Origin of the sequence: Microbacterium sp. A84 (genome assembly GCF_051842815.1) — a bacterium.
In the GTDB taxonomy this organism is placed as follows: Bacteria; Actinomycetota; Actinomycetes; order Actinomycetales; family Microbacteriaceae; genus Microbacterium.
Window position 1 is genome coordinate 593783 of the sequence record NZ_JBPXMS010000001.1, and the last position, 20000, is coordinate 613782.

Consider the following 20000-nt stretch of genomic DNA (forward strand, 5'->3'; position numbering starts at 1 on the left):
GGCTCACCGAACGACGTCGAAGTCGGCGCCGAGAGAATCCAGCTTGGCGAGGAAGTTCTCGTAGCCACGGCTGAGGATGTCGACGCCGGAGACCTGCGACTCGCCCTGTGCGGTGAGAGCCGCGATGACGTGGCTGTAGCCGCCGCGAAGGTCAGGCACCACGATGTCCGCTCCATGCAACGGTGTCGGGCCGGTGATGACCGCAGCCTGCTCGAGTTCGCGGCGCGGCACGCGTCGCGGTCCATCCTGCAGTCCGTGCGGGTGAACGACGATGTCGGCGCCCATCTTCACGAGCGCCTGCGTGAAGCCCATCCGGTTCTCGTACACGGTCTCGTGCACGATGGAACGGCCGTGCGCCTGGGTAAGCGCGACCACCAGCGGCTGCTGCCAGTCGGTCATGAATCCGGGGTGCACGTCGGTCTCCACCACGACAGGACGGATCTCACCATCGCGTCGGAATAGGATGCCGTCTTCCTGAATGTCGAACCAGCCGCCGGCCTTACGGAAAACGTTGAGGAAGGTCAGCATCTCTGGCTGCTTCGCACCGCCGACGAAGATCTCTCCGTCGGTGGCAAGTGCCGCAGACGCCCATGACGCTGCCTCATTGCGATCGAAGATCGAACGGTGATCGTAACCGCGCAGCTTCTCCACGCCCTCGATGAGGATGACGCGGTTGGGTTCGTAGGAGATGATCGCGCCCATCTTCTGCAGCAAGGCGATGAGATCCATGATCTCCGGCTCGATGGCCGCGTTGCGCAACTCCGTGATGCCCTCTGCCCGCACAGCCGTCAGCAATACCTGCTCTGTGGCACCGACGCTCGGGTACGGGAGGTGAATGTTCGCACCGTGCAGTCGTCCGCCCTGGGTCGAAAGACGGATGCCGCTGGGCAGCTTCTCCACGACGGCACCGAACTTGCGGAGTGCATCGAGGTGGAAGTCGATCGGGCGGTCGCCGATGCGGCATCCGCCGAGGTCGGGGATGAACGCCTGACCCAACCGGTGCAGGAGCGGGCCGCAGAAAAGGATCGGGATGCGAGATGCGCCGGCGTGTGCGTCGATCTCTTCAATGTGTGCCGACTCGACGTCGCTGGGATCGAGGTGCAGTGAGCCAGGTTCGTCACCCTCGCTCACGCGCACGCCGTGAACCTCGAGCAGAGAACGCACCACGGCAACATCACTGAGCTTCGGAACATCGCGCAGGATGCTCGCGTCTTCACCGAGGAGAGCAGCAACCATCGCTTTGGTAGCGAGGTTCTTCGCACCGGTCACATCCACACGGCCGCGCAGCGCTCGGCCGCCTCGAATCGCCAGTACATCTCCGGTCAAAGCAGCAGCTCCATTCTGAAGTTCAGCGCGCACGGTTGTCGTCATTCGATGGGCCTCACTTCAAATTCACGGTTGCGGCATCAGCCGCTGGGGCGGTTGCCCCAGGCTCACGGTCTGCTCAGTCTCAGCGGACTGGCAGCGTACGTGGCCGCCACGATTCGCGACGGGCCTCGAACTGCGCGATCTTGTCTTCGTTGCGAAGTGTGAGCCCGATGTCATCGAGCCCTTCGAGGAGCCGCCATCTAGTGTAATCGTCGATGCCGATCTCGGCCTGGAAGTCGCCAATCGTGGCGGTGCGTGCCTCGAGGTCGACCGTGATGGAAGTACCGGGATTGGCGTCGATCTCGGCCCAAATGCGCTCAAGGTCTTCTTCAGAAATAGTCGCAGCAAGCAGTCCCTGCTTGCCCGCATTTCCTCGGAAGATGTCTCCGAAACGAGTGCAGAGCACGACGTGGAAGCCGAAATCGCGCAGCGCCCAGACGGCGTGCTCACGGCTCGACCCGGTGCCGAAATCGGCGCCGGCGACTAGCACTGACGCGCCCTGGAATGGCTCCTGATTGAGCACGAATTCCGGGTCTTGGCGCCAGGAGTAGAAGAGCGCATCCTCAAATCCGGTTTTGGTGACGCGCTTGAGGAACACCGCGGGGATGATCTGGTCGGTGTCAACGTTCGAGCGCTTCATCGGAGCGGCGATACCCGTGTGGGTGGCGAACTTCTCCATGGTCAGGCTCCTACCAGTTCGAGTGCGGCGTCGAGATCGCTCGGGCTGGACAGCGTGCCACGCACTGCTGTGGCAGCTGCGACCAGCGGGGAGACGAGGTGAGTGCGTCCGCCCTTACCCTGACGTCCTTCGAAGTTGCGGTTCGATGTGGAGGCGCAACGCTCGCCCGGTGCCAGTTGATCTGGGTTCATACCCAGACACATCGAGCATCCGGCAAATCGCCACTCGGCGCCGAAGTCTTTGACGACCTGGTCGATGCCTTCAGCCTCGGCTTCCAAGCGCACGCGAGCCGAGCCTGGTACGACCATGACCCGCACGCCTTCGGCCTTTTTCCGACCCTTGATGACCGATGCGAATGCCCGCAGGTCCTCGATACGGCTGTTCGTGCAGGAGCCCATGAATACGGCATCCACTGGTACTTCCTTCAGCGGCGTACCCGGTGTGAGATCCATGTACTCCAGCGCGCGCTCCGCTGCCGCGCGCTCGTTGGCGTCGGCGATATCGGCGGGGTTGGGTACAGACGCGGAAAGCGAGCTGCCCTGACCGGGGTTGGTGCCCCAGGTCACGAACGGCTCGAGCTCATTCGCATCGAGGAACACCTCGGCATCGAAACTCGCGCCATCGTCAGTGGGGAGCGTCTGCCAGTAAGCGACCGCATCGTCCCAGTCCTGCCCTTCAGGGGCGTGCGCACGACCCTTGAGGTACGCGAAAGTAGTCTCGTCGGGCGCCACCATGCCGGCGCGCGCGCCGGCCTCGATCGACATGTTGCAGATCGTCATGCGTCCCTCCATGGAGAGAGCGCGGATGGCGCTGCCGCGGAATTCGAGCACGTAGCCCTGACCGCCACCGGTTCCGATCTTCGCGATCACGGCGAGGATGATGTCCTTCGCACTGACCCCGGGCTTGAGATCACCATCGACGGTGATTGCCATCGTCTTGAACGGAGTCAACGGCAACGTCTGGGTCGCCATCACGTGCTCGACCTCGCTGGTGCCGATACCGAACGCCATGGCACCGAAAGCGCCGTGGGTGGAGGTGTGCGAATCACCGCACACGACGGTGATGCCCGGCATCGTGAGGCCCAGCTGCGGGCCGACCACGTGAACGATTCCCTGCTCGGCGTCACCAAGTGAGTGGATGCGCACCCCGAACTCTGCGGCGTTGCGACGCAGTGTCTCGATCTGTGTGCGGCTGGTGAGATCGGCGATGGGCTTGTCGATCTCGAGTGTCGGGGTGTTGTGATCCTCAGTGGCAATCGTGAGGTCGACGCGGCGCAGCGGTCGTCCCTCTGATCGCAGACCGTCGAAGGCCTGCGGGCTCGTCACCTCGTGCACCAGGTGCAGGTCGATGTAGATGAGGTCCGGCTCACCGTTTTCGCCCTTGACGACGAGGTGGTCATCCCAGACCTTCTCGGCGAGCGTGCGGGGACTGTTCGAAGAAACAGAAGTGTCAGCTGAGGTCATGTCGATATCTCCAGATGTCGGTGGTTCGGCCACACACTGAACGCCGCGACGAGAAGGCCTAGATCGAGGTCTCGTCGCGGCCGCTAAGAAGAAGAACCACCCGCCGCATGTCGGTCAGTTTACACCGGCGCGGCGGGTGGTCAGCCCATGACGCTCAGTGTGTGGGCGGCCCAGGATGCAGCTGCTCAGGTGCCCGACGTCGATCTCTGGACGATGCGATCAGGCTGGCGATGGTGGCAATACCCATCGCGGCGACGATGACCGTCAGCGACAGCCAGATCGGGATGTCTGGTGCCCATTCGATGCTCTGTCCACCGTTGACGAAGGGCAGCTCGTTCACATGCATTGCGTGCAGGATCAGCTTGACGCCGATGAAGCCGAGGATGACCGCGATGCCGTAGTGCAGGTAGCGCAGGCGATCGAGCAGATCCCCGAGCAGGAAGTAAAGCTGGCGCAGACCCATCAGAGCGAAGATGTTCGCCGTGAACACGAGGAAGGTGTTCTGCGTGATGCTGAAGATCGCGGGGATCGAGTCGATCGCGAACATCAGGTCGGTCACGCCGATAGCCACGAACACGATGATCATCGGGGTCCACATGCGCTTGCCTCCCACGACCGTGCGGAGCTTGCCATCGTCATACTCATCGCTGATGTCGATGCGGCGTCGCAGCAGACGAACGATGAAGTTCTCACGCTTGGCTTCGCCCTCGTGGTCGCCCTCTGGCATGGCCTGGCGGATCGCAGTCCAGATGAGGAAGGCACCGAACAGATAGAAGATCGGCGAGAAGTTCTCGATGATCGCGACGCCCGCGACGATGAAGATACCGCGCAGGACAATTGCGATGAGGATGCCGACCATCAGCACCTGCTGTTGCAGACGCCTCGGGACCGAGAACTGGGCCATGATCAGTACGAATACGAAGAGGTTGTCGATCGACAGGCTGTACTCGAGCGCCCAGCCGGTGAGGAACTCGCCAGCGAACTGACCACCCGCGATGAAATAGAGCAGAACGGCGAAGATCAGAGCGAGCCCGACGTAGAAGGCGACCCAGAGACTGGATTCTTTCGTCGAGGGGATGTGGGGTCGCATACGAACCAGCAATAGGTCGCCGATGAGAATGGCGACCAAGATCGCCAATGCGGTGATCTCAAACCAGACAGGGATATTCAAGGGTGCTCAGCACCTTTCGAGAGGTCGGAAAAAGGGCCGAAAGTCTCTCCCCCGCACAATACGCGCGGCCCGCGTCCGGAGCAACAGTGTTGGTGCTCGTGATGACGAACGCGGAGAAGTGGGATACTCCCTCTCGCTGGATCGATATTACCGGATGAAATTGATCTGAGACGATGGGACATCCTCTGACACTCCAAGATGAGAGACAGTGAAGGGAACTGGATGCCTGAACGATCTGAAGACCAGAATCTGGCGGCGCGCGCAGCGGCAGGCGATGAGAGCGCTTTCCGCGCTCTATACCGCGCGTACGTTCGTCCGGTCTATTGGATCGCGCACGGCATCCTGAACTCGCCCGCGGATGCCGAGGACGTGGTTCAGGAGACGTTCGTCGTCGCCTGGCGCAAACTTCCGGGCCTTGACCTGGTCGGCGAATCAATCCTGCCGTGGCTGGCGACCATCTGCCGCTTCCAAGCGGCGAATCGGTTTCGTGCGCGTCGGCGCGATCAAGCCCACACGACCGATGCGGCAGACGAGATGCTCGCCGACACGGTGAACGTCGAGGACCAGGTGATCACGGCCGCGCTTGCCGACAGGATCGCTGAGGAGATCGGCACGCTGAGCGAGTTGGATCAGGAGATCTTCCGGCTCTGCGCCACCGAAGGGTACGCGTATCAGGCCGCGGCCGAAGAGCTCGCAGTCAGTCATGCTGTGGTTCGCAATCGTCTCTCGCGGGTGCGCACGCAATTGCGAGGCGCTATGGAGGAAGTGAGAGACGCATGAACGATCAGACACCCACAGACACGTTGCCCGAGTTTTCGCAGCAGAGCATCGATCGCATCGAGCACGCAGTGTTCGCAGAGATCGGCCAAGACCGCACAGCGACCGCGACAACAAGCGCATCAGCCCGGCGCAAGAAACGCCGTCGTGGTTGGCTGACAGGTATAGGAGTTGCAGCCGCCTTCGTCACTGGCGTGCTCATCACACCACCGCTGCTGGACATCAGCACGACCGCGGGTTCGGGTCGCGGCGACTCCTCGGTCGCCGATCGTGCGCCGTCCACGCAGGTCGCCGAGATCACGCAGGAAAGCGCGTTGAGCTCTGCCGAGTCTGCTACCTCCAACGTCGTCACGGACGCCATCACCGGTGCCACTTCCGACAGCATCGCCCGCGAGATCATTGCCAATGCGCAGGCAACGGTTCGGGTCGACGATATCGACACGGCCGTAGATGCGGTGACCGCGATTGCAGAAGAGAAAGGCGGCTATGTCGAGAGCACTGACATCAGCGCCGATCCCCTGAGCTCCGACACGAGCATGCCGGAACAGCCGCGATCGGGATACGGGTGGATCGGCATCCGAGTACCATCCGCAGATCTGACAACCGTGATCGATTCGTTGGGTGACCTCGGCGATGTGCTGTCGTCGTCGGTCTCTCAGCAGGACGTCACATCGACCGCGATCGATCTGCGAGCCCGCCTGGCGGCCACGCAGGCATCGGTGAACCGGCTCACAGAGCTGATGTCGCAAACAGGCAGCGTCTCCGAGCTCATTGAGGCGGAGGTCGCCCTGACCGATCGCCAGGGACAGCTGGAGTCGTACACGCAGCAGCTGGCATCTCTCGAGGACCAGGTCGCGATGTCGTCGCTGCAGGTCGAACTCACGAAGCAGACTTCGGCAAGCGCACCCGAACCAAATGCTTTCCTCGACGGTTTGCTCGCGGGATGGAACGGGTTCATCGTGTCGCTGAACGCGCTGGTGATCTCTGTCGGGTTCCTCCTCCCCTGGATCGTGATCGCCGGCGCCGTTGTGATCATCGTTTGGCTGATCCGCCGCCGCCACCGCCGGCGCTCTTCACAGCCTGAGTTTTCCTGATTTTCCGGGGTATACAAGAAGTCTTGTGTAACTGACCATCCGGATTTAGCGTGGATGGCATGGAAGAGATCGAAGCGATCACCGCTGTCCACCATCCGGTGCGCAGGAGGATCGTCGACTATCTCGGGCTGTACGGCGCGAGCCAGGTCACGACGCTGGCTCGCGCCCTCGATCAGCAGGTAGGCAGTATCAGCCATCATCTGCGGATGCTGGAACGCGCCGGCATCATCGAGCGAGCGGACGACCCGACGGGAGATCGACGTACGAGCTGGTGGCAGCCGACGCGACGCGGCTTCAGCTGGTCGGTCGACGACTTCGCCGACTCACCCGCCGACGCGATGCTCGCCCGCGGTGCGGAACGCGTCAACATCAATACTCAGCTGGCACGGCTGCAGGCTTGGCGCCGTAATGCTGCTCCTGCGAAAGAGTGGAGTCGTGCTGCGTTCAGTACCGACACACTCACCTGGGCGACACCCGAAGAGCTCGCCAGGCTGTCAGAGAAGCTGGGCGAAACGCTGGATCTCTGGCGCGACGAGATCGACGCCTCAGACGGCACCGCGCGCCAACCGGTCTTCGTGTTCACCCACGGATTCCCCACGAAACCATGAGTGCTCTCGAACCCACGCTGCTGCGCGAGCCACCGCGGTTCTCGCGCGACACGGCCGTGCACGCCTGGATCGCCGTCAAGGCGCTCTCGGATGCCGGTGACGCGATCTGGTCGATCGCGCTCGCCTGGACTGCCGTGCAGATCACGTCCCCCGCGCTCGCCGGGCTCATCGTCGCCGCCGGAACGCTCCCCCGCGCCGTCATCCTGTTGTTCGGCGGCGTGCTCGCTGACCGCGCGAATGCCCGCCACGTGATGATGCTGTTCAACGCCCTGCGCGTCGGCGTGCTGATTTTCGTCGCACTGTGGGTACTGGCATCCCCACCGTCGGTGCTGGTACTCATGCTCGCGGCGATCGCATTCGGCGCATGCGACGCATTCTATGAACCGTCGGCTGCCACGATCGGCCGGCAATTGGTGCGCACCTCAGACCTGCCTTCGTACAGCGCCGTGATGCAGACGGCAACCCGGTTGGGCACGATGGGCGGAGCAGCGTTCGGCGGGTTCCTCGTCGCCTACGCGGGGCTCAGCGGAAGCGCGTCGATCAACGCGCTGACGTTCACCTTCGTCATCGCGTTCATCGCAATCTGGTTGCGCCCGCGATTCGCACTCCCCCGAGCCGAGCGGGAGTCGGCGCTTCGTGGCATCCTGCACGGATTCACTCATATGAAGGATGCCCCGACCACACGCACACTCGTGATCGCGCTTTCAGGGCTGAACCTTGCGGTCGGTCCCGCCGTCGGAATCGGCATCGCCCTGCGCGCATTCGACGAGGGCTGGGGTGCGAGCGCCGTCGGACTCTTTGAAGCCCTGATCGGCTTGGGTGCCGCACTCGGCGCGATCTCCGTTGCGCGATGGCGTCCAAAACACGAAGCGCTCGGAGGGTTCTGGGCGCTCGTGGTGCAGGGCGTGGGAATCGTACTGATCGGCGTCGGGCCCGCGTGGCTCGCCGGCGCGGGCTGTTTCGTGGTCGGGCTGACCGCTGGCTTCGCATCCGTACTGCTGGGCGCGACGTTCGCCGCGACGATCGACACCGCATACCTGGGCCGGATGAGCTCGATCACCCGTCTTGGGGACGACGTCCTGATGCCACTCGCGATGGCCGCGTTCGGTGCGCTGGCATCCTTCACTGCGACCTGGGTGCCGTTCGTCGTGTTCGGCGGTGCGCTCATGGTCATGATGACGTTCCCGCTGCGCAACCAGCAGTTCCGCACCATGACCCTGCGGGCGTGATCCCGATGCCCGGGCACCTGCTCAATCGTGCTGCGGGAACCCGAGGTTGATCCCGCCGTGGGAGGGATCGAGCCAACGTGAAGTGACGGCCTTCTCACGCGTGAAGAACGCGATTCCCGCCGGACCGTAGGCCTTCGCATCGCCGAAGAGAGAGTCTTTCCATCCACCGAACGAGTGATAAGCGACGGGCACAGGGATCGGCACATTGATGCCGACCATGCCCACCTGAACCTCGTTCTGGAATCGTCTCGCGGCGCCACCGTCGTTGGTGAAGATCGCAGTGCCGTTGCCGTAGCGCGAGGCGTTGATCATCTCGAGGCCCTCCTCGTAGCTGTCCACCCGCACAATCGACAGCACCGGCCCGAAGATCTCATCCTGATACACGGCCGAGTCGGTTGATACCCGGTCGAACAGGGTGGGGCCGAGCCAGAATCCGGATGCCTCGCCGTCAACGTCTACTCCACGCCCGTCCACCACCACCGTGGCGCCATCGGATGCAGCGATGTCGATGTACGACGCGACCTTGTCGCGGTGCGCCTCGGTGATGAGTGGTCCCATGTCGCACCCGCGCATTCCATCGCCGACCCGGAGCCCGGCCATACGGGAAGTGATGCGTTCGATGAGTTCGTCGGCGACGGGTTCGACCGCGACGATGACACTGATCGCCATGCACCGTTCACCTGCGGATCCGAAACCGGCATTCACGGCGGCATCCGCGGCCAGGTTCAGGTCGGCATCCGGCAGCACCAGCATGTGGTTCTTCGCGCCGCCGAGCGCCTGCACTCGCTTTCCGTGCGCTGCAGCTGTCTCGTAGATGTATTTGGCGATCGGAGTGGATCCGACGAACGAGATCGCCTGGACGGTGGGATGCTCCAACAGGGCATCGACTGCTTCCTTGTCGCCGTGCACGACGTTGAAGACTCCGTCGGGGAGTCCCGCCTCGGTCATGAGCGCCGCCATCCAGTTCGCTGCTGTGGGGTCCTTCTCGCTCGGCTTGAGAATGACCGTATTGCCCGCGGCGATCGCGATCGGAAAGTACCACAGCGGCACCATGGCCGGAAAGTTGAATGGGCTGATGATGCCGACGACACCGAGTGGCTGCCGGATCGTGTAGACGTCGACGTCGGTGGAGACGTTTTCGCTGTAATCGCCCTTAAGTAGATGCGGCATGCCGAGCGCGAACTCGACCACCTCGAGCCCGCGGGCGATCTCGCCGAGAGCATCCGAGGTGACCTTGCCGTGCTCTGCGGTGAGGATGTCAGCCAGCTCGCCCTTTCGCTGATTGAGCAGCTCACGGAAGGTAAACATGACGCCTTGACGCTTCGCGAGTGAGGCGTCGCGCCAGGCGGGGAAGGCCGCGGCTGCGGATGCGACGGCGGTGTCGACATCCGCAGTGCTTGCCAGTCGCACCTGCTTGCTGACTTCGCCGCGAGCGGGGTTGTAGACCGGGGACGTGCGGGTCGACGCGCCCTCGCTCTCGACGCCGTTGATCCAGTGGTTGAGGGTCGTGGTCATGATCATTCCTTTGTTGAGAAAACAAGTGAGGTGCGCGGGATCAGGCGAGCAGGCTGAGAACCTCGTCGTATACGGCGACGGCCTCGGCGACCTCGTCATCCGTGACAATGCACGGCGGCACGACGTGGATGCGATTGTCCTGCGTGATGGCGAGCAGTCGGCGCGCCAACAGCTCGGACTTGATCCGCGCCATCTGCTCGGCCGGTAGCGGCTCGCGCGTCTGGCGATCCACCACGAGTTCGAGGGCCCAGAAGACTCCTTCGCCTCGTACCTCTCCGATGATCGGATGCTTCTGCGCGAGCTCGTCCAGCGCCGGCCCGAGCACATCGGTGCCGATGCGTGCGGCATTGTCGACGATGCCCTCGCTCGCCATGGCGTCCTGCGCGGCGATGATGGATGCCATCGCGAGCGGATGTCCGCTGTAGGTGAGCCCACCTGGGAAGACGACATCGTCGAACTCTGCGGCGATGTCGTCAGAGATGATGACCCCGCCGACGGGCACGTAGCCCGAGTTGACGCCCTTGGCGAAGGTGATCAGGTCGGGACGGACGTCGTAGCCGTCGAACGCGAACCAGCGTCCGGTGCGCCCGAATCCCGCCATGACCTCATCGAGGATGAGCACGATGCCGTAGCGGTCGCACAGTTCACGGACACCGGCCAGATAGCCAGGCGGCGGCGGCAGGATCCCGGCGGTGCCTGGCACTGTTTCGAGGAGCACTGCGGCGATCGTGGTGGGCCCCTCGCCCTGAATCAGCCGCTCCAGGTGCCGCAGCGCGCGCGCCGATTCCTCCTCTGGCGTCGTCGCCCAGAATTCGGAGCGATACAGGTAGGGTCCCCAGAAGTGCACGTGTCCGCGCGCGTACTCGTTGGGCATCCGGCGCCAGTCGCCAGTCGCCACGATGGCCGCGCCGGTGTTCCCGTGATACGAGCGGTAGGTCGACAGCACCTTGTCGCGTCCAGTGTGCAGTCGCGCCAGACGGATGGCATTCTCGTTGGCGTCCGCACCACCGTTCGTGAAGAACACCTTCTCGAAGCCTTCAGGCGCGCGCGACACGATGCGCTGGGCTGCTTCGCCACGCGCCAGGTTCGCGGCCGCCGGCGCGACCGTCGTGAGCACCGCGGCCTGCTCGGCGATCGCCGCGGTGACTGCCGGGTGCTGATGCCCGATGTTGAGATTGATCAGCTGACTCGAGAAGTCAAGGTAGGTGGCCCCTTCATCGTCCCAGGCTCGACAGCCGGAACCACCGGTGAGCACGAGCGGTGCGAGGCCAGCCTGGGCCGACCAGGAGTGGAACACATGGGCACGATCGAGCGCGGTCACGCGCTCATTCGACGTGGTGGTGCGGTCATTCACTGCGATCACGCGTCCTTTCATAGGGTGTGGTGTGGCTGAAGTGGTGGTGTGGTCGGACGACTCGCCTCGCCCGACCACAGATGCTCAAGCTCCGCCCTCGAGCAGATCAACTTCGATCGGAGTGAAGCTCTCGCCCTTCACATCGACGCCTTCCTCCTCGAGCTCGGCAAGGGCCTGCTCGATGTACTCGTTCGTCCAGGCGGATGCTGGCGGCTGCTCGGTGATGAGGGTGGCACCGGTCTCGTTGACGGCGCTCAGTGCGCCATCAACCGTCGCGGAGAAAGCCGCTTCATCGATGTGTCCGATGCCGTTCTCGGCGGGCCAGATGAGCTTGTTGGTCTCATTGACCATCCAGAGCTCGTGGCTCAGACCCCAGCCCGATCCGGCGTCGATAATCGCCTGTGCGGACTCCTCGGGGTTCTCAGCGGCGTAGATCCAACCTTTGATGACCGCCTTAAGGAATGCGACGGTCGTCTCCTGGTACTCAGCGTCGCTGTCCAGTCGTTCGGTATCGGCCCAGATCGCGTCCTGCAGCATCGCACCGACCGTGTCTTCATAGCTGATGACAGTGAAGTCCTCCGGCGTGTACTGCTCGCCGGTTTCGGGGTTCACCGTCTCGAGCAGCTGCGCATACTCGTTGTAGGTCATCGCCTGGGCCGCGTCGATATCTCCCGACAGGAACGCGTTCATGTTGAAGTCTTGTGTGATGATCTCCACGGTCGAAGAATCAAGGCCCTCCGCTGCCATCGCGGCGAAGATCTCCCATTCGTTTCCGAACCCCCAGCTGCCGATCTTCTTGCCTTCGAAGTCGGCGACGGAGTCGATTCCGGAGTCGGCCCATGACACCTGCAGCGTTCCCGAGCGCTGGAAGATCTGCGCGATGTTCGTGACGTTCGCGCCGGCCTCGATCGAGCCGAGTACCTTGGGCACCCAGGCGATGGCGTAGTCGACATCGCCGTTGGCCAGAGCATCCTGCGGCACGATGTCGCCACCGCTGGGGATGATCTCGACGTCAAGGCCCGCCTCTTCGAAATAGCCCTGCTCTGCGGCGGCGAAGTACCCGGCGAACTGGCCCTGCGGCAACCATTGCAACTGCAGCTTCACCTCGGTGAGCGACTCACCGTCGGCCCCAGCGCCTTCATCGCTCGGTGTCGATGAGCAAGCCGAGAGGACGAGCGCAGTCGCAATTGTCGCTGCCGCGAAGGTGACGCCGCGACGTGTGCTGTGTTTCATGTCGGTCCCTTTCTGAAGTGCTGATATTGCTGTGATTGCCATCTCGTCCGGCGGACGTGAGGACGTGGGGTGGATTCAGCCGCGCTTTCTCACTGCGATCCGCTCAGCACCGAGTGTCACGAGGTAGAACACCAGACCAAGCACAATCGAGACGAGAACATATGCCCAGGCTCTCGGGTATGCACTGGACGCTGCGGAGGTCGAGATGAGCCCGCCGAGGCCGCCACGCGGTCCGCCGAAGTACTCGGCGACGAGAGCAGAGATCACGGCGAGAGAAGAAGCGATGCGGATGCCAGTGAACACGAACGGCGTCGCCGTCGGCAGCGTGACGGTGCGCATGACCTGGCCCGGTCGTGCTGCGTACACCGTCATGAGGTCACGGTGCACTGGCAGCGTCTGGCGTAGGCCTCGCAGCGAGTTGATGAAGACGGGCACGAAGGAGGCGAGTCCGGCGATCACCTGGCGGCCGAACTGCGAGTCAGCGCCGAACATCGTATTGAGGACGGGTGCCAATGCCACGATGGGGACGACGGCAAGAGCTGCGACGATCGGCGCGACCATCCAGTCCGTGACACGGGCCGCGGCCGCGAGCAGTGCGACCAGGATGCCGAGGATCGAGCCCGCGATGAGCCCGACGAGCGCGTTCGTACCTGTCACGAGACCTGCCGAAAGCATGGATGGCGCGAACTCGACGAACTGGTCGAGAATCGAGGCGGGACTCGGCAGCAGATAGTCGTCAACGCCGCCGAACGTCACGGCGAACTGCCACGCCCCCAATACGAGGAGTCCGACGACAATCGGCGCAATTGTGCGGGCGGCGAGCTCGGCCCGCTGGCTCTTCATCGATTCTCCACGCCGCGGACGGTCGCCACGGGTGAGCCGTCGTGCAGTGCTTCTCTGACGGCGGTGATCATGTCGAAGAACTCGTGCTGCTCGCGCAGATCCTCTGACCGGTCGTCGGCCAGTGTCATCGAGAGCACTTGCTGAATGCGTCCAGGGCGCGGCGACATCACGACGACCCGATCCGACAGGAACACAGCCTCGGGGATCGAGTGCGTGACGAAGACGACTGCCGCGCCTGTCTCGCCGCAGATCCGTACGAGCTCTGACTGCATCCGTTCCCGTGTCATCTCATCGAGCGCGCCGAATGGCTCGTCCATGAGCAGAAGGCTCGGCTTCTCCGCGAGTGCGCGAGCGATCGCGACGCGCTGCTGCATTCCTCCTGAGAGCTGGTCTGGATAGCGATCGGTGAAGTCGCCGAGGCCGACGAGTTCGATGAGTTCCATCACCCGTGCTGAGCGCTCGGCCTTCCCCTTGCCGTGCAGGGACAACGGCAGTTCGATGTTCTCCGCGACGGTGCGCCACGGCAGCAGACCTGCCTGTTGGAAGGCGATGCCGTAGTCCTGGGCGATACGGGCGTCCCGCGCGGATTTACCGAAGACGGACACGCTGCCGTTCGTGGGCTGGTCGAGGTCGGCGATCAGGCGCATGAGCGTTGATTTTCCGCATCCGGACGGCCCGATGAGCGAGACGAACTCCCCCGCCGCCACAGTCAGGTCGATCCCGTCGAGGGCCTTCACCTGACCGCTACGGGTCTCGAAGACCTTGTCGACGCTGGTGATGCGGACCGCATCCGTCACGCTGGTGCCCTTCGCTGCGTGCTCGGTTTTTATCATGCGTTGACCTCGACTCTTGTGTAGCGACCCAGCAACGCACCGAGAATGGCGATCGATCCGGCCGCGACGAGCCCGAGCACGACGGCCCCAAAGATCGGCCCCCATGCCTTGGCAGGATCGCCGCTGGCCTGTCCTGCGTACTGGATGAGAATGCGGCCGATGCCACCCTGAAGGCCGGTCGATACTTCGGCGACGACGGCACCAATGACGGCGTTCGCGGCGCCAAGCCGCAGGGCTGGCAGTAGATATGGGACAGCCGCCGGGAGGCGGAGGTGAAAGAGCGTCGCCCACCACCCTGCGGCATAGCTTTGCATGAGCTCGACATGAATAGTGTCCGGTGATTGCAAGCCCTTGAGCGCGCCGACGGCGATGGGAAAGAACGCGAGATAGGAGGCGATGAGTGCCACAGACATCCAGTCCTGCCACTCGAACGCACCGATCTCGATACGCGATCCCCAGCTTCGTACCACGGGAGCGAAGGCGATGAGCGGAATCGTTTGGCTGAGGACGATCCACGGCAGTAAGCCCCACTCCGCCAGCCGCCAACGCGACATGACGAGCGCGAGCGCGACGCCGACAACCAGCCCGACGAGCCAGCCGGCAGCCGCGATGCCCAGGGTCAGAGTCGCCGCGACAACGACCTCGAGCCAGAGCGGACGCGCACCGGCTGCTGCCGTGACGGGTTCGAAGAGCCGGGTGAGCATGTCCCAGATGTGCGGCATCGCCAGGTCGCTCGTTCGAGGAAGCACCCGAACCCCGAACAGCACGAGCCCATCGGGCGGACCGAGCAGCTTGATGAGCTCCCAGATGATTGCGACGGCGACGATCCCGAGCACTCCTGCTCCCCAGCGCGAGAGTTCGCGCGCTGGTCGGCCTCGGGTCCGGCGCAGCGCCGGTGTCAGGGTACGAACGTCAGTCATTGCCGCGTCTGCCTCATGCCGTCGCCACGATGTGCTCGGAGAGCGCGGGGATGACCGTCTCGCCGTAGACGCGAAGCGTCTCCTCTTTGCTGTCGTGCTGCAGATAGCCGGCGAACTGGTCGACACCGAGTTCGGCGAGTGCCTTGAGCTTCTCCACATGATCGGAGGCCGTGCCCAGCAAGCAGAATCGTTCGACGATCTCGTCCGGCACGAAGTCGGCGTGCGTGTTGCCCGCGCGTCCGTGCTCGTTGTAGTCGTATCCTTCCCGACCCTTGATGTAGTCGGTGAGCGCTTTCGGCACGGGTGAGCCCTCGCCGTATTTGGCGACAATGTCCGCGACGTGGTTGCCGACCATACCGCCGAACCAGCGGCACTGGTCGCGCATATGCGACCAGTCCTCACCGATGTACATCGGAGCTGCGACGCAGAACTTCACCGCCAGCGGATCCCGACCGGCCTTCTCCGCGGCAGCGCGTACCGTCTTGATCATCCACTCGGCCACATCGAGATCGGCCATCTGCAGGATGAACCCGTCACCGACTTCGCCGGCGAGCTTGAGCGCGAGCGGACCATAGGCGGCAACCCACATATCGAGTGTTGAGCCCTTACTCCACGGAAATTGCAGAGTGACGCCGTTGTACTCGACTGCCCTGCTGTTCGCGAGTTCGCGGATCACATGTATCGATTCCCGCAGCGTCTTGAGCGTCGTCGGAGCACCGTTGATCACCCGCACAGCGGAGTCCCCGCGGCCGATGCCGCAGATGGTGCGATTGCCGTACATCTCGTTGAGGGTTGCGTATGTCGATGCGGTGACCGTCCAGTCGCGCGTCGCCGGGTTGGTAACCATCGGACCAACGATGATCTTGTCCGTCTCCGCCAGGATGCGGCTATAAAGCACGTACGGCTCCTGCCACAGCAGATGCGAGTCGAAGGTCCAGACGTGGCTAAATCCGTGCGCCTCGGCGAGCTTCGCTAGCTGCACAGTACGTGCGGACGGCGGGTTGGTCTGGAGTACTGCTCCGAAATCCATGCGAATCCTTCGGGTAAGGGAGTGAAGGTCAGATCAGGTACTGCGAGAGTCCGCGTTTGATGTACCTGCCGTCGCCCTTCGATCCGATGTACTGCTTGTCGTCGACGATGACCCGGCCCCGCGAGAGGACAGTGTCGACGTGGCCGTCGATCTCGAAGCCCTCCCATGCGGAATAGTCCATGTTCATGTGATGGGTTTTGTTCAGCCCGATCGAGGTATGCCCGTTCGGGTCGTAGATCACGACGTCACCATCGGCACCCGGCTGGATCACACCCTTCTTGCCGTACATGCCGAACATGCGCGCAGGAGTCGTTGACGTCAGCTCCACCCAGCGCGGCAGCGAGATCTGCCCGGTCACCACGCCCTGGTACATCAGGTCCATGCGATGCTCGACGGAGCCGATGCCGTTGGGGATCTTGGAGAAATCTCCGATGCCCATGTCCTTCTGATCCTTCATGCAGAACGGACAGTGATCGGTGGAGACCATCTGGATGTCGTTCGTGCGCAGACTCTGCCACATGTGATGCTGGTGACCCTCATGCTTCGAGCGCAGTGGCGTCGAGCACACCCACTTCGCTCCTTCGAAGCCCTCGGCACCCAGCTGATCCTCCAGCGAGAGATAGAGATACTGCGGGCAGGTCTCGCCGAAGATGTTGAGCCCGCGGTCGCGCGCAGCGGCGATCTGTTCGACGGCCTGCTTCGCGGAGACGTGCACGACGTAGAGGGGTGCGCCGGTGAGATCGGCGATCATGATCGCACGATGCGTGGCTTCCTCCTCGGCCTGCCACGGGCGCGTGACGCCGTGAAAGTACGGCGAGGTGTTTCCTGCTTCGAGAGCCTGCTTGACGAGAACGTCGATCATGGCACCGTTCTCGGCGTGCATCATCATCATCGCGCCGTTGGAGGCCCCGCGTTGAAACGCGCGCAAGATCTGTCCGTCGTCCGAGAGGAACACACCTTTGTACGCCATGAAGAGCTTGAAACTCGTGACACCTTCTTCGATGAGTTCATCCATCGCCGTGAGCGAGCTGTCCTGAACATCCGAGAGGATCTGATGAAAGCCATAGTCGATCGCGCAGTTGCCTCCGGCCTTCTCCTGCCAGGCCTGGTAGCGATCGATCACGTTCTCGTCGGGGTATTGCACAACGAAGTCGACGATGCTCGTCGTACCGCCCCAGGCCGCAGCTCGAGTCCCGGTCTCGAAGGTGTCGCTCGCGAACGTTCCGCCGAAGGGCATCTCCATGTGGGTGTGCGCATCGATGCCGCCCGGGATGACGTACTTGCCGGTCGCATCAATGACGGTGTCCACATTGCGCTCGATATCGAAGCCGAGCAGTGTGGACCCCGGCGCGAGCACGGCGGCGATCGTCTCACCGTCGATAAGCACGTCGGCGATCGATATTCCCGTGGCATTGACCACGGTTCCGTTCTTGATGAGTGTCTTCATGATTCTCCCTACGGTGCCGTGATCCGGGTGTAGCTGTCTGGGCGACGATCGCGATAGAACTGCCAGTTGTTGCGCACTTCGCGGATCATGTCCAGGTCAAGGTCGCGGATGACGATCTCTTCGTGCTCGCTGCTGCCGCGCTCTCCGACGAAGTTCCCCTGCGGATTGGCGAACTGGCTGGTGCCGTAGAAGGTGACAGCTTCGTCGCCGTACTCGTTGTCCTCACGCCCGACACGATTGGCGGCCGCAACGAAGTAGCCGTTCGCGGCGGCCGCAGTCGCCTGTTCCAGGTCCCACAGCCGGTTCGAGAGACCCGGCTTGGTCGCATTCGGGTTGAACACAATCTGGGCTCCTCCCAGGCCGAGTTCACGCCATCCCTCGGGGAAGTGCCGGTCGTAGCAGATGTAGACCCCGATGGGTCCGACCGCTGTGTCGAACACCGGATAGCCGAGATTTCCCGGGCGGAAATAGAACTTCTCGTAGAACTTCTCCAGGTGCGGGATGTGGTGTTTGCGGTACTTGCCGAGGATTGTTCCGTCGTTATCCACGACGACTGCGGTGTTGTAGTAGACCCCCGGCTGGTCTTCCTCGTAGATGGGAAGAACCATGACCAGCTTCAGCTCCTTCGCGAGCGCGGCGAATCGCTGCACGATGGGTCCGTCCGCCGGTTCGGCGTAGTCGTAATATTTGATGTCCTCCGTGATGCCGAAGTACGGACCGTAGAAAAGTTCCTGGAAGCAGATGACCTGCGCTCCGTCGGCCGCGGCATCCCGCGCGAATTTCTCGTGTTTGTCAAGCATGGACGGCTTGTCGCCCGTCCATGTCGTCTGTGTAATGGCTGCTCGTACAACGGTCATCGTGACCTCCACGTTCAGCTCGGGACGGCCATTCCAGCCGGCACCGATGCGGTTAAGTCGAAACCCAGACGACGTCGTCCGGTTTTGTTATTCTTAGACCTGAACATTTCTGTTCTGTTACTTCGCGTGACGCAAGTATTAATGATCCTGTCGTGCAAGCAGCTTCCAAGCAAGAGATATGCGAGCTTTGCCCCATGCATCCTTTGATCGATGAGATCGAACAGCGCAACCCCGCGGGCATCGCCGCAGCCCTCGGCCGGTTGGTCACGACGGGACGCCTGACCCCGGGAGAGCGTCTCCCGACGGTGCGCGAGATTGCCGGAGCACTGGGCGTGAGCCCGGCCACTGTCAGTCATGCTTGGCGAGCCGCGGGCGCCGCAGGCCTGATCGTCTCGCGCGGCCGCGGCGGTACGTTCGTGCTCGGCCCGAGGCACGACTGGCTACCCGCGCGCAGTCAAGTGATGGCGGGTCGTGACCTACCGACGCGCATCGACCTATCCCGGGGTACCCCCGACCCCGATCTTCTCCCCGCGCTCGGTCCCGCACTCGCACGGGTATCGGAACGTGCAGTGACCTCCAGCTATCAGGATCTTCCGGTCATCCCGGAACTGCTCGCTGTTCTCGAGAATTCATGGCCGTATCGCGCTGAGTCGCTCACCGTGGTCAACGGTGCCCTCGATGCGATCTCCCGCAGTCTCGAGCAGATCGCTCGTTTCAGCGACAAGATTATCGTGGAGAGTCCCACATTTCCGCCGTTTCTCGACCTCCTCGATCAGCTCGGCCTGGCCGTTGTTCCCGTCGCCGTCGACGCTCACGGGCCCGTGCCCAGCTCCTTCGCGGCCGCTCTCCTTCAGTCGCCGGTCGCCGCCGTACTGCAGCCTCGAGCGCACAACCCGACCGGCGCATCGATGACCGAGGATCGGGCCCGGGAACTCGCCCTACTGCTGCGAGACAGTCCGACGGCGAGCGGAATGATCGTCATCGAAGACGACCATTCGGGTGAGATCAGCCTGGCCGATGACGTCAGCCTGGGCCGATGGATCCCCGATCAGGTGCTGCATGTGCGCAGCTACTCCAAGTCGCACGGTCCCGATCTGCGCATTGCGGCTCTCGGAGGGCCTACGAAGATCATCGACCGGATCGTGGCGCGCCGGATGCTCGGCCCCGGCTGGACGAGCCGCATGCTGCAGACCATCCTCCACGAGCTGCTCGTCGACGAGACCAGCATCGCCCAGGTCGACGCCGCCCGAGCCGAGTACGCACGACGCCAGCGCGAGCTGTCCAGCGCCCTCGCCGCTGTCGGCGTCACATCCCCCGCAGCCGACGGCATCAACACCTGGCTGGCGGTCGACGACGAACAAAATGCCATCTTGCAGCTCGCCGCATCCGGCATCCGCGTCGCTGGGGGTACGCCATTCCTGCCGCGCAACGAGTTTCAGCCCGCTCACATCCGTGTCACGGCCGGTGCGATTCGTGAGGATGTCTCCCCGATCGCCGATGCCATCGGGTCGGCGATGAGATCGAGTGCGAACGGCGTGCACACGCTCACCGCGCGCTGGGCGTGACCCGGCACGCTCCC

At 63.3% G+C, this 20000-nt stretch carries 18 protein-coding genes; 5 read left to right on the forward strand and 13 right to left on the reverse strand.

Annotation, left to right across the window (positions count from 1 at the left end):
• Positions 1-3: 3 nt before the first annotated feature.
• The 4 genes from murA to ACSU04_RS03040 all read right to left on the reverse strand — a co-directional run bounded on the left by murA (position 4) and on the right by ACSU04_RS03040 (position 4681).
• On the reverse strand, positions 4-1371 hold the full coding sequence (gene murA, locus ACSU04_RS03025; protein ID WP_439278341.1) for a UDP-N-acetylglucosamine 1-carboxyvinyltransferase: 1368 nt from the start codon (positions 1369-1371) through the stop codon (positions 4-6).
• A 79-nt stretch (positions 1372-1450) separates the two neighbouring features.
• Positions 1451-2047, reverse strand: coding sequence for a 3-isopropylmalate dehydratase small subunit (leuD, locus tag ACSU04_RS03030; RefSeq protein ID WP_439288394.1), 597 nt, complete (start codon positions 2045-2047; stop codon positions 1451-1453).
• 2 nt (positions 2048-2049) lie between these two features.
• On the reverse strand, positions 2050-3510 hold the full coding sequence (gene leuC, locus ACSU04_RS03035) for a 3-isopropylmalate dehydratase large subunit (protein ID WP_439278343.1): 1461 nt from the start codon (positions 3508-3510) through the stop codon (positions 2050-2052).
• 154 nt (positions 3511-3664) lie between these two features.
• Positions 3665-4681 (reverse strand): TerC family protein, encoded by a 1017-nt coding sequence (locus tag ACSU04_RS03040; protein ID WP_439278344.1) that lies wholly within the window; start codon positions 4679-4681, stop codon positions 3665-3667.
• A gap of 222 nt (positions 4682-4903) precedes the next feature.
• Between ACSU04_RS03040 and ACSU04_RS03045 the strand changes: the two genes are divergently transcribed.
• Genes ACSU04_RS03045 through ACSU04_RS03060 form a run of 4 tightly spaced genes read left to right on the forward strand, consistent with a single transcriptional unit; the run spans position 4904 to position 8389 of the window.
• Positions 4904-5461 (forward strand): RNA polymerase sigma factor, encoded by a 558-nt coding sequence (locus tag ACSU04_RS03045; protein ID WP_439278345.1) that lies wholly within the window; start codon positions 4904-4906, stop codon positions 5459-5461.
• On the forward strand, positions 5458-6552 hold the full coding sequence (locus tag ACSU04_RS03050) for a DUF4349 domain-containing protein (protein WP_439288395.1): 1095 nt from the start codon (positions 5458-5460) through the stop codon (positions 6550-6552). The genes ACSU04_RS03045 and ACSU04_RS03050 overlap by 4 nt, the downstream gene beginning before the upstream one ends.
• A 59-nt stretch (positions 6553-6611) precedes the next feature.
• Positions 6612-7160 (forward strand): ArsR/SmtB family transcription factor, encoded by a 549-nt coding sequence (locus tag ACSU04_RS03055; RefSeq protein ID WP_439288396.1) that lies wholly within the window; start codon positions 6612-6614, stop codon positions 7158-7160.
• Positions 7157-8389, forward strand: coding sequence for an MFS transporter (locus tag ACSU04_RS03060; protein WP_439288397.1), 1233 nt, complete (start codon positions 7157-7159; stop codon positions 8387-8389). Before ACSU04_RS03055 ends, ACSU04_RS03060 begins: the two co-directional genes overlap by 4 nt.
• 21 nt (positions 8390-8410) lie before the next feature.
• Here ACSU04_RS03060 and ACSU04_RS03065 read toward each other — a convergent pair whose 3' ends face one another.
• From ACSU04_RS03065 to ACSU04_RS03105, 9 genes are all read right to left on the reverse strand, one after another.
• A complete protein-coding gene (locus tag ACSU04_RS03065) occupies positions 8411-9904 on the reverse strand; it encodes a CoA-acylating methylmalonate-semialdehyde dehydrogenase (RefSeq protein WP_439288398.1) in 1494 nt (497 codons plus the stop codon).
• 40 nt (positions 9905-9944) lie between these two features.
• Positions 9945-11279: an aspartate aminotransferase family protein gene (locus ACSU04_RS03070; protein ID WP_439278350.1), complete on the reverse strand. Its 1335-nt coding sequence runs from the start codon at positions 11277-11279 to the stop codon at positions 9945-9947.
• Between the two features lie 63 nt (positions 11280-11342).
• Positions 11343-12491, reverse strand: coding sequence for an ABC transporter substrate-binding protein (locus ACSU04_RS03075; RefSeq protein WP_439288399.1), 1149 nt, complete (start codon positions 12489-12491; stop codon positions 11343-11345).
• A 75-nt stretch (positions 12492-12566) separates the two neighbouring features.
• Entirely contained in the window at positions 12567-13334 is a 768-nt protein-coding gene (locus tag ACSU04_RS03080; RefSeq protein ID WP_439288400.1) for an ABC transporter permease, read from the reverse strand.
• Positions 13331-14167: an ABC transporter ATP-binding protein gene (locus tag ACSU04_RS03085; RefSeq protein WP_439288401.1), complete on the reverse strand. Its 837-nt coding sequence runs from the start codon at positions 14165-14167 to the stop codon at positions 13331-13333. The genes ACSU04_RS03080 and ACSU04_RS03085 overlap by 4 nt, the downstream gene beginning before the upstream one ends.
• On the reverse strand, positions 14164-15087 hold the full coding sequence (locus ACSU04_RS03090) for an ABC transporter permease (protein ID WP_439288402.1): 924 nt from the start codon (positions 15085-15087) through the stop codon (positions 14164-14166). The genes ACSU04_RS03085 and ACSU04_RS03090 overlap by 4 nt, the downstream gene beginning before the upstream one ends.
• 13 nt (positions 15088-15100) lie before the next feature.
• Complete coding sequence (locus ACSU04_RS03095) at positions 15101-16117, reverse strand: TIGR03842 family LLM class F420-dependent oxidoreductase (protein WP_439288403.1); 1017 nt, start codon at positions 16115-16117, stop codon at positions 15101-15103.
• Positions 16118-16145: 28 nt separating this feature from the next.
• A complete protein-coding gene (hydA, locus tag ACSU04_RS03100; RefSeq protein WP_439289415.1) occupies positions 16146-17567 on the reverse strand; it encodes a dihydropyrimidinase in 1422 nt (473 codons plus the stop codon).
• 5 nt (positions 17568-17572) lie between these two features.
• Complete coding sequence (locus tag ACSU04_RS03105; RefSeq protein WP_439278356.1) at positions 17573-18421, reverse strand: nitrilase-related carbon-nitrogen hydrolase; 849 nt, start codon at positions 18419-18421, stop codon at positions 17573-17575.
• 194 nt (positions 18422-18615) lie between these two features.
• On the opposite strand from ACSU04_RS03105, the gene ACSU04_RS03110 reads away from it, so the two are divergent.
• Entirely contained in the window at positions 18616-19986 is a 1371-nt protein-coding gene (locus ACSU04_RS03110; RefSeq protein ID WP_439288404.1) for a PLP-dependent aminotransferase family protein, read from the forward strand.
• The last annotated feature ends 14 nt before the right edge of the window (positions 19987-20000 follow it).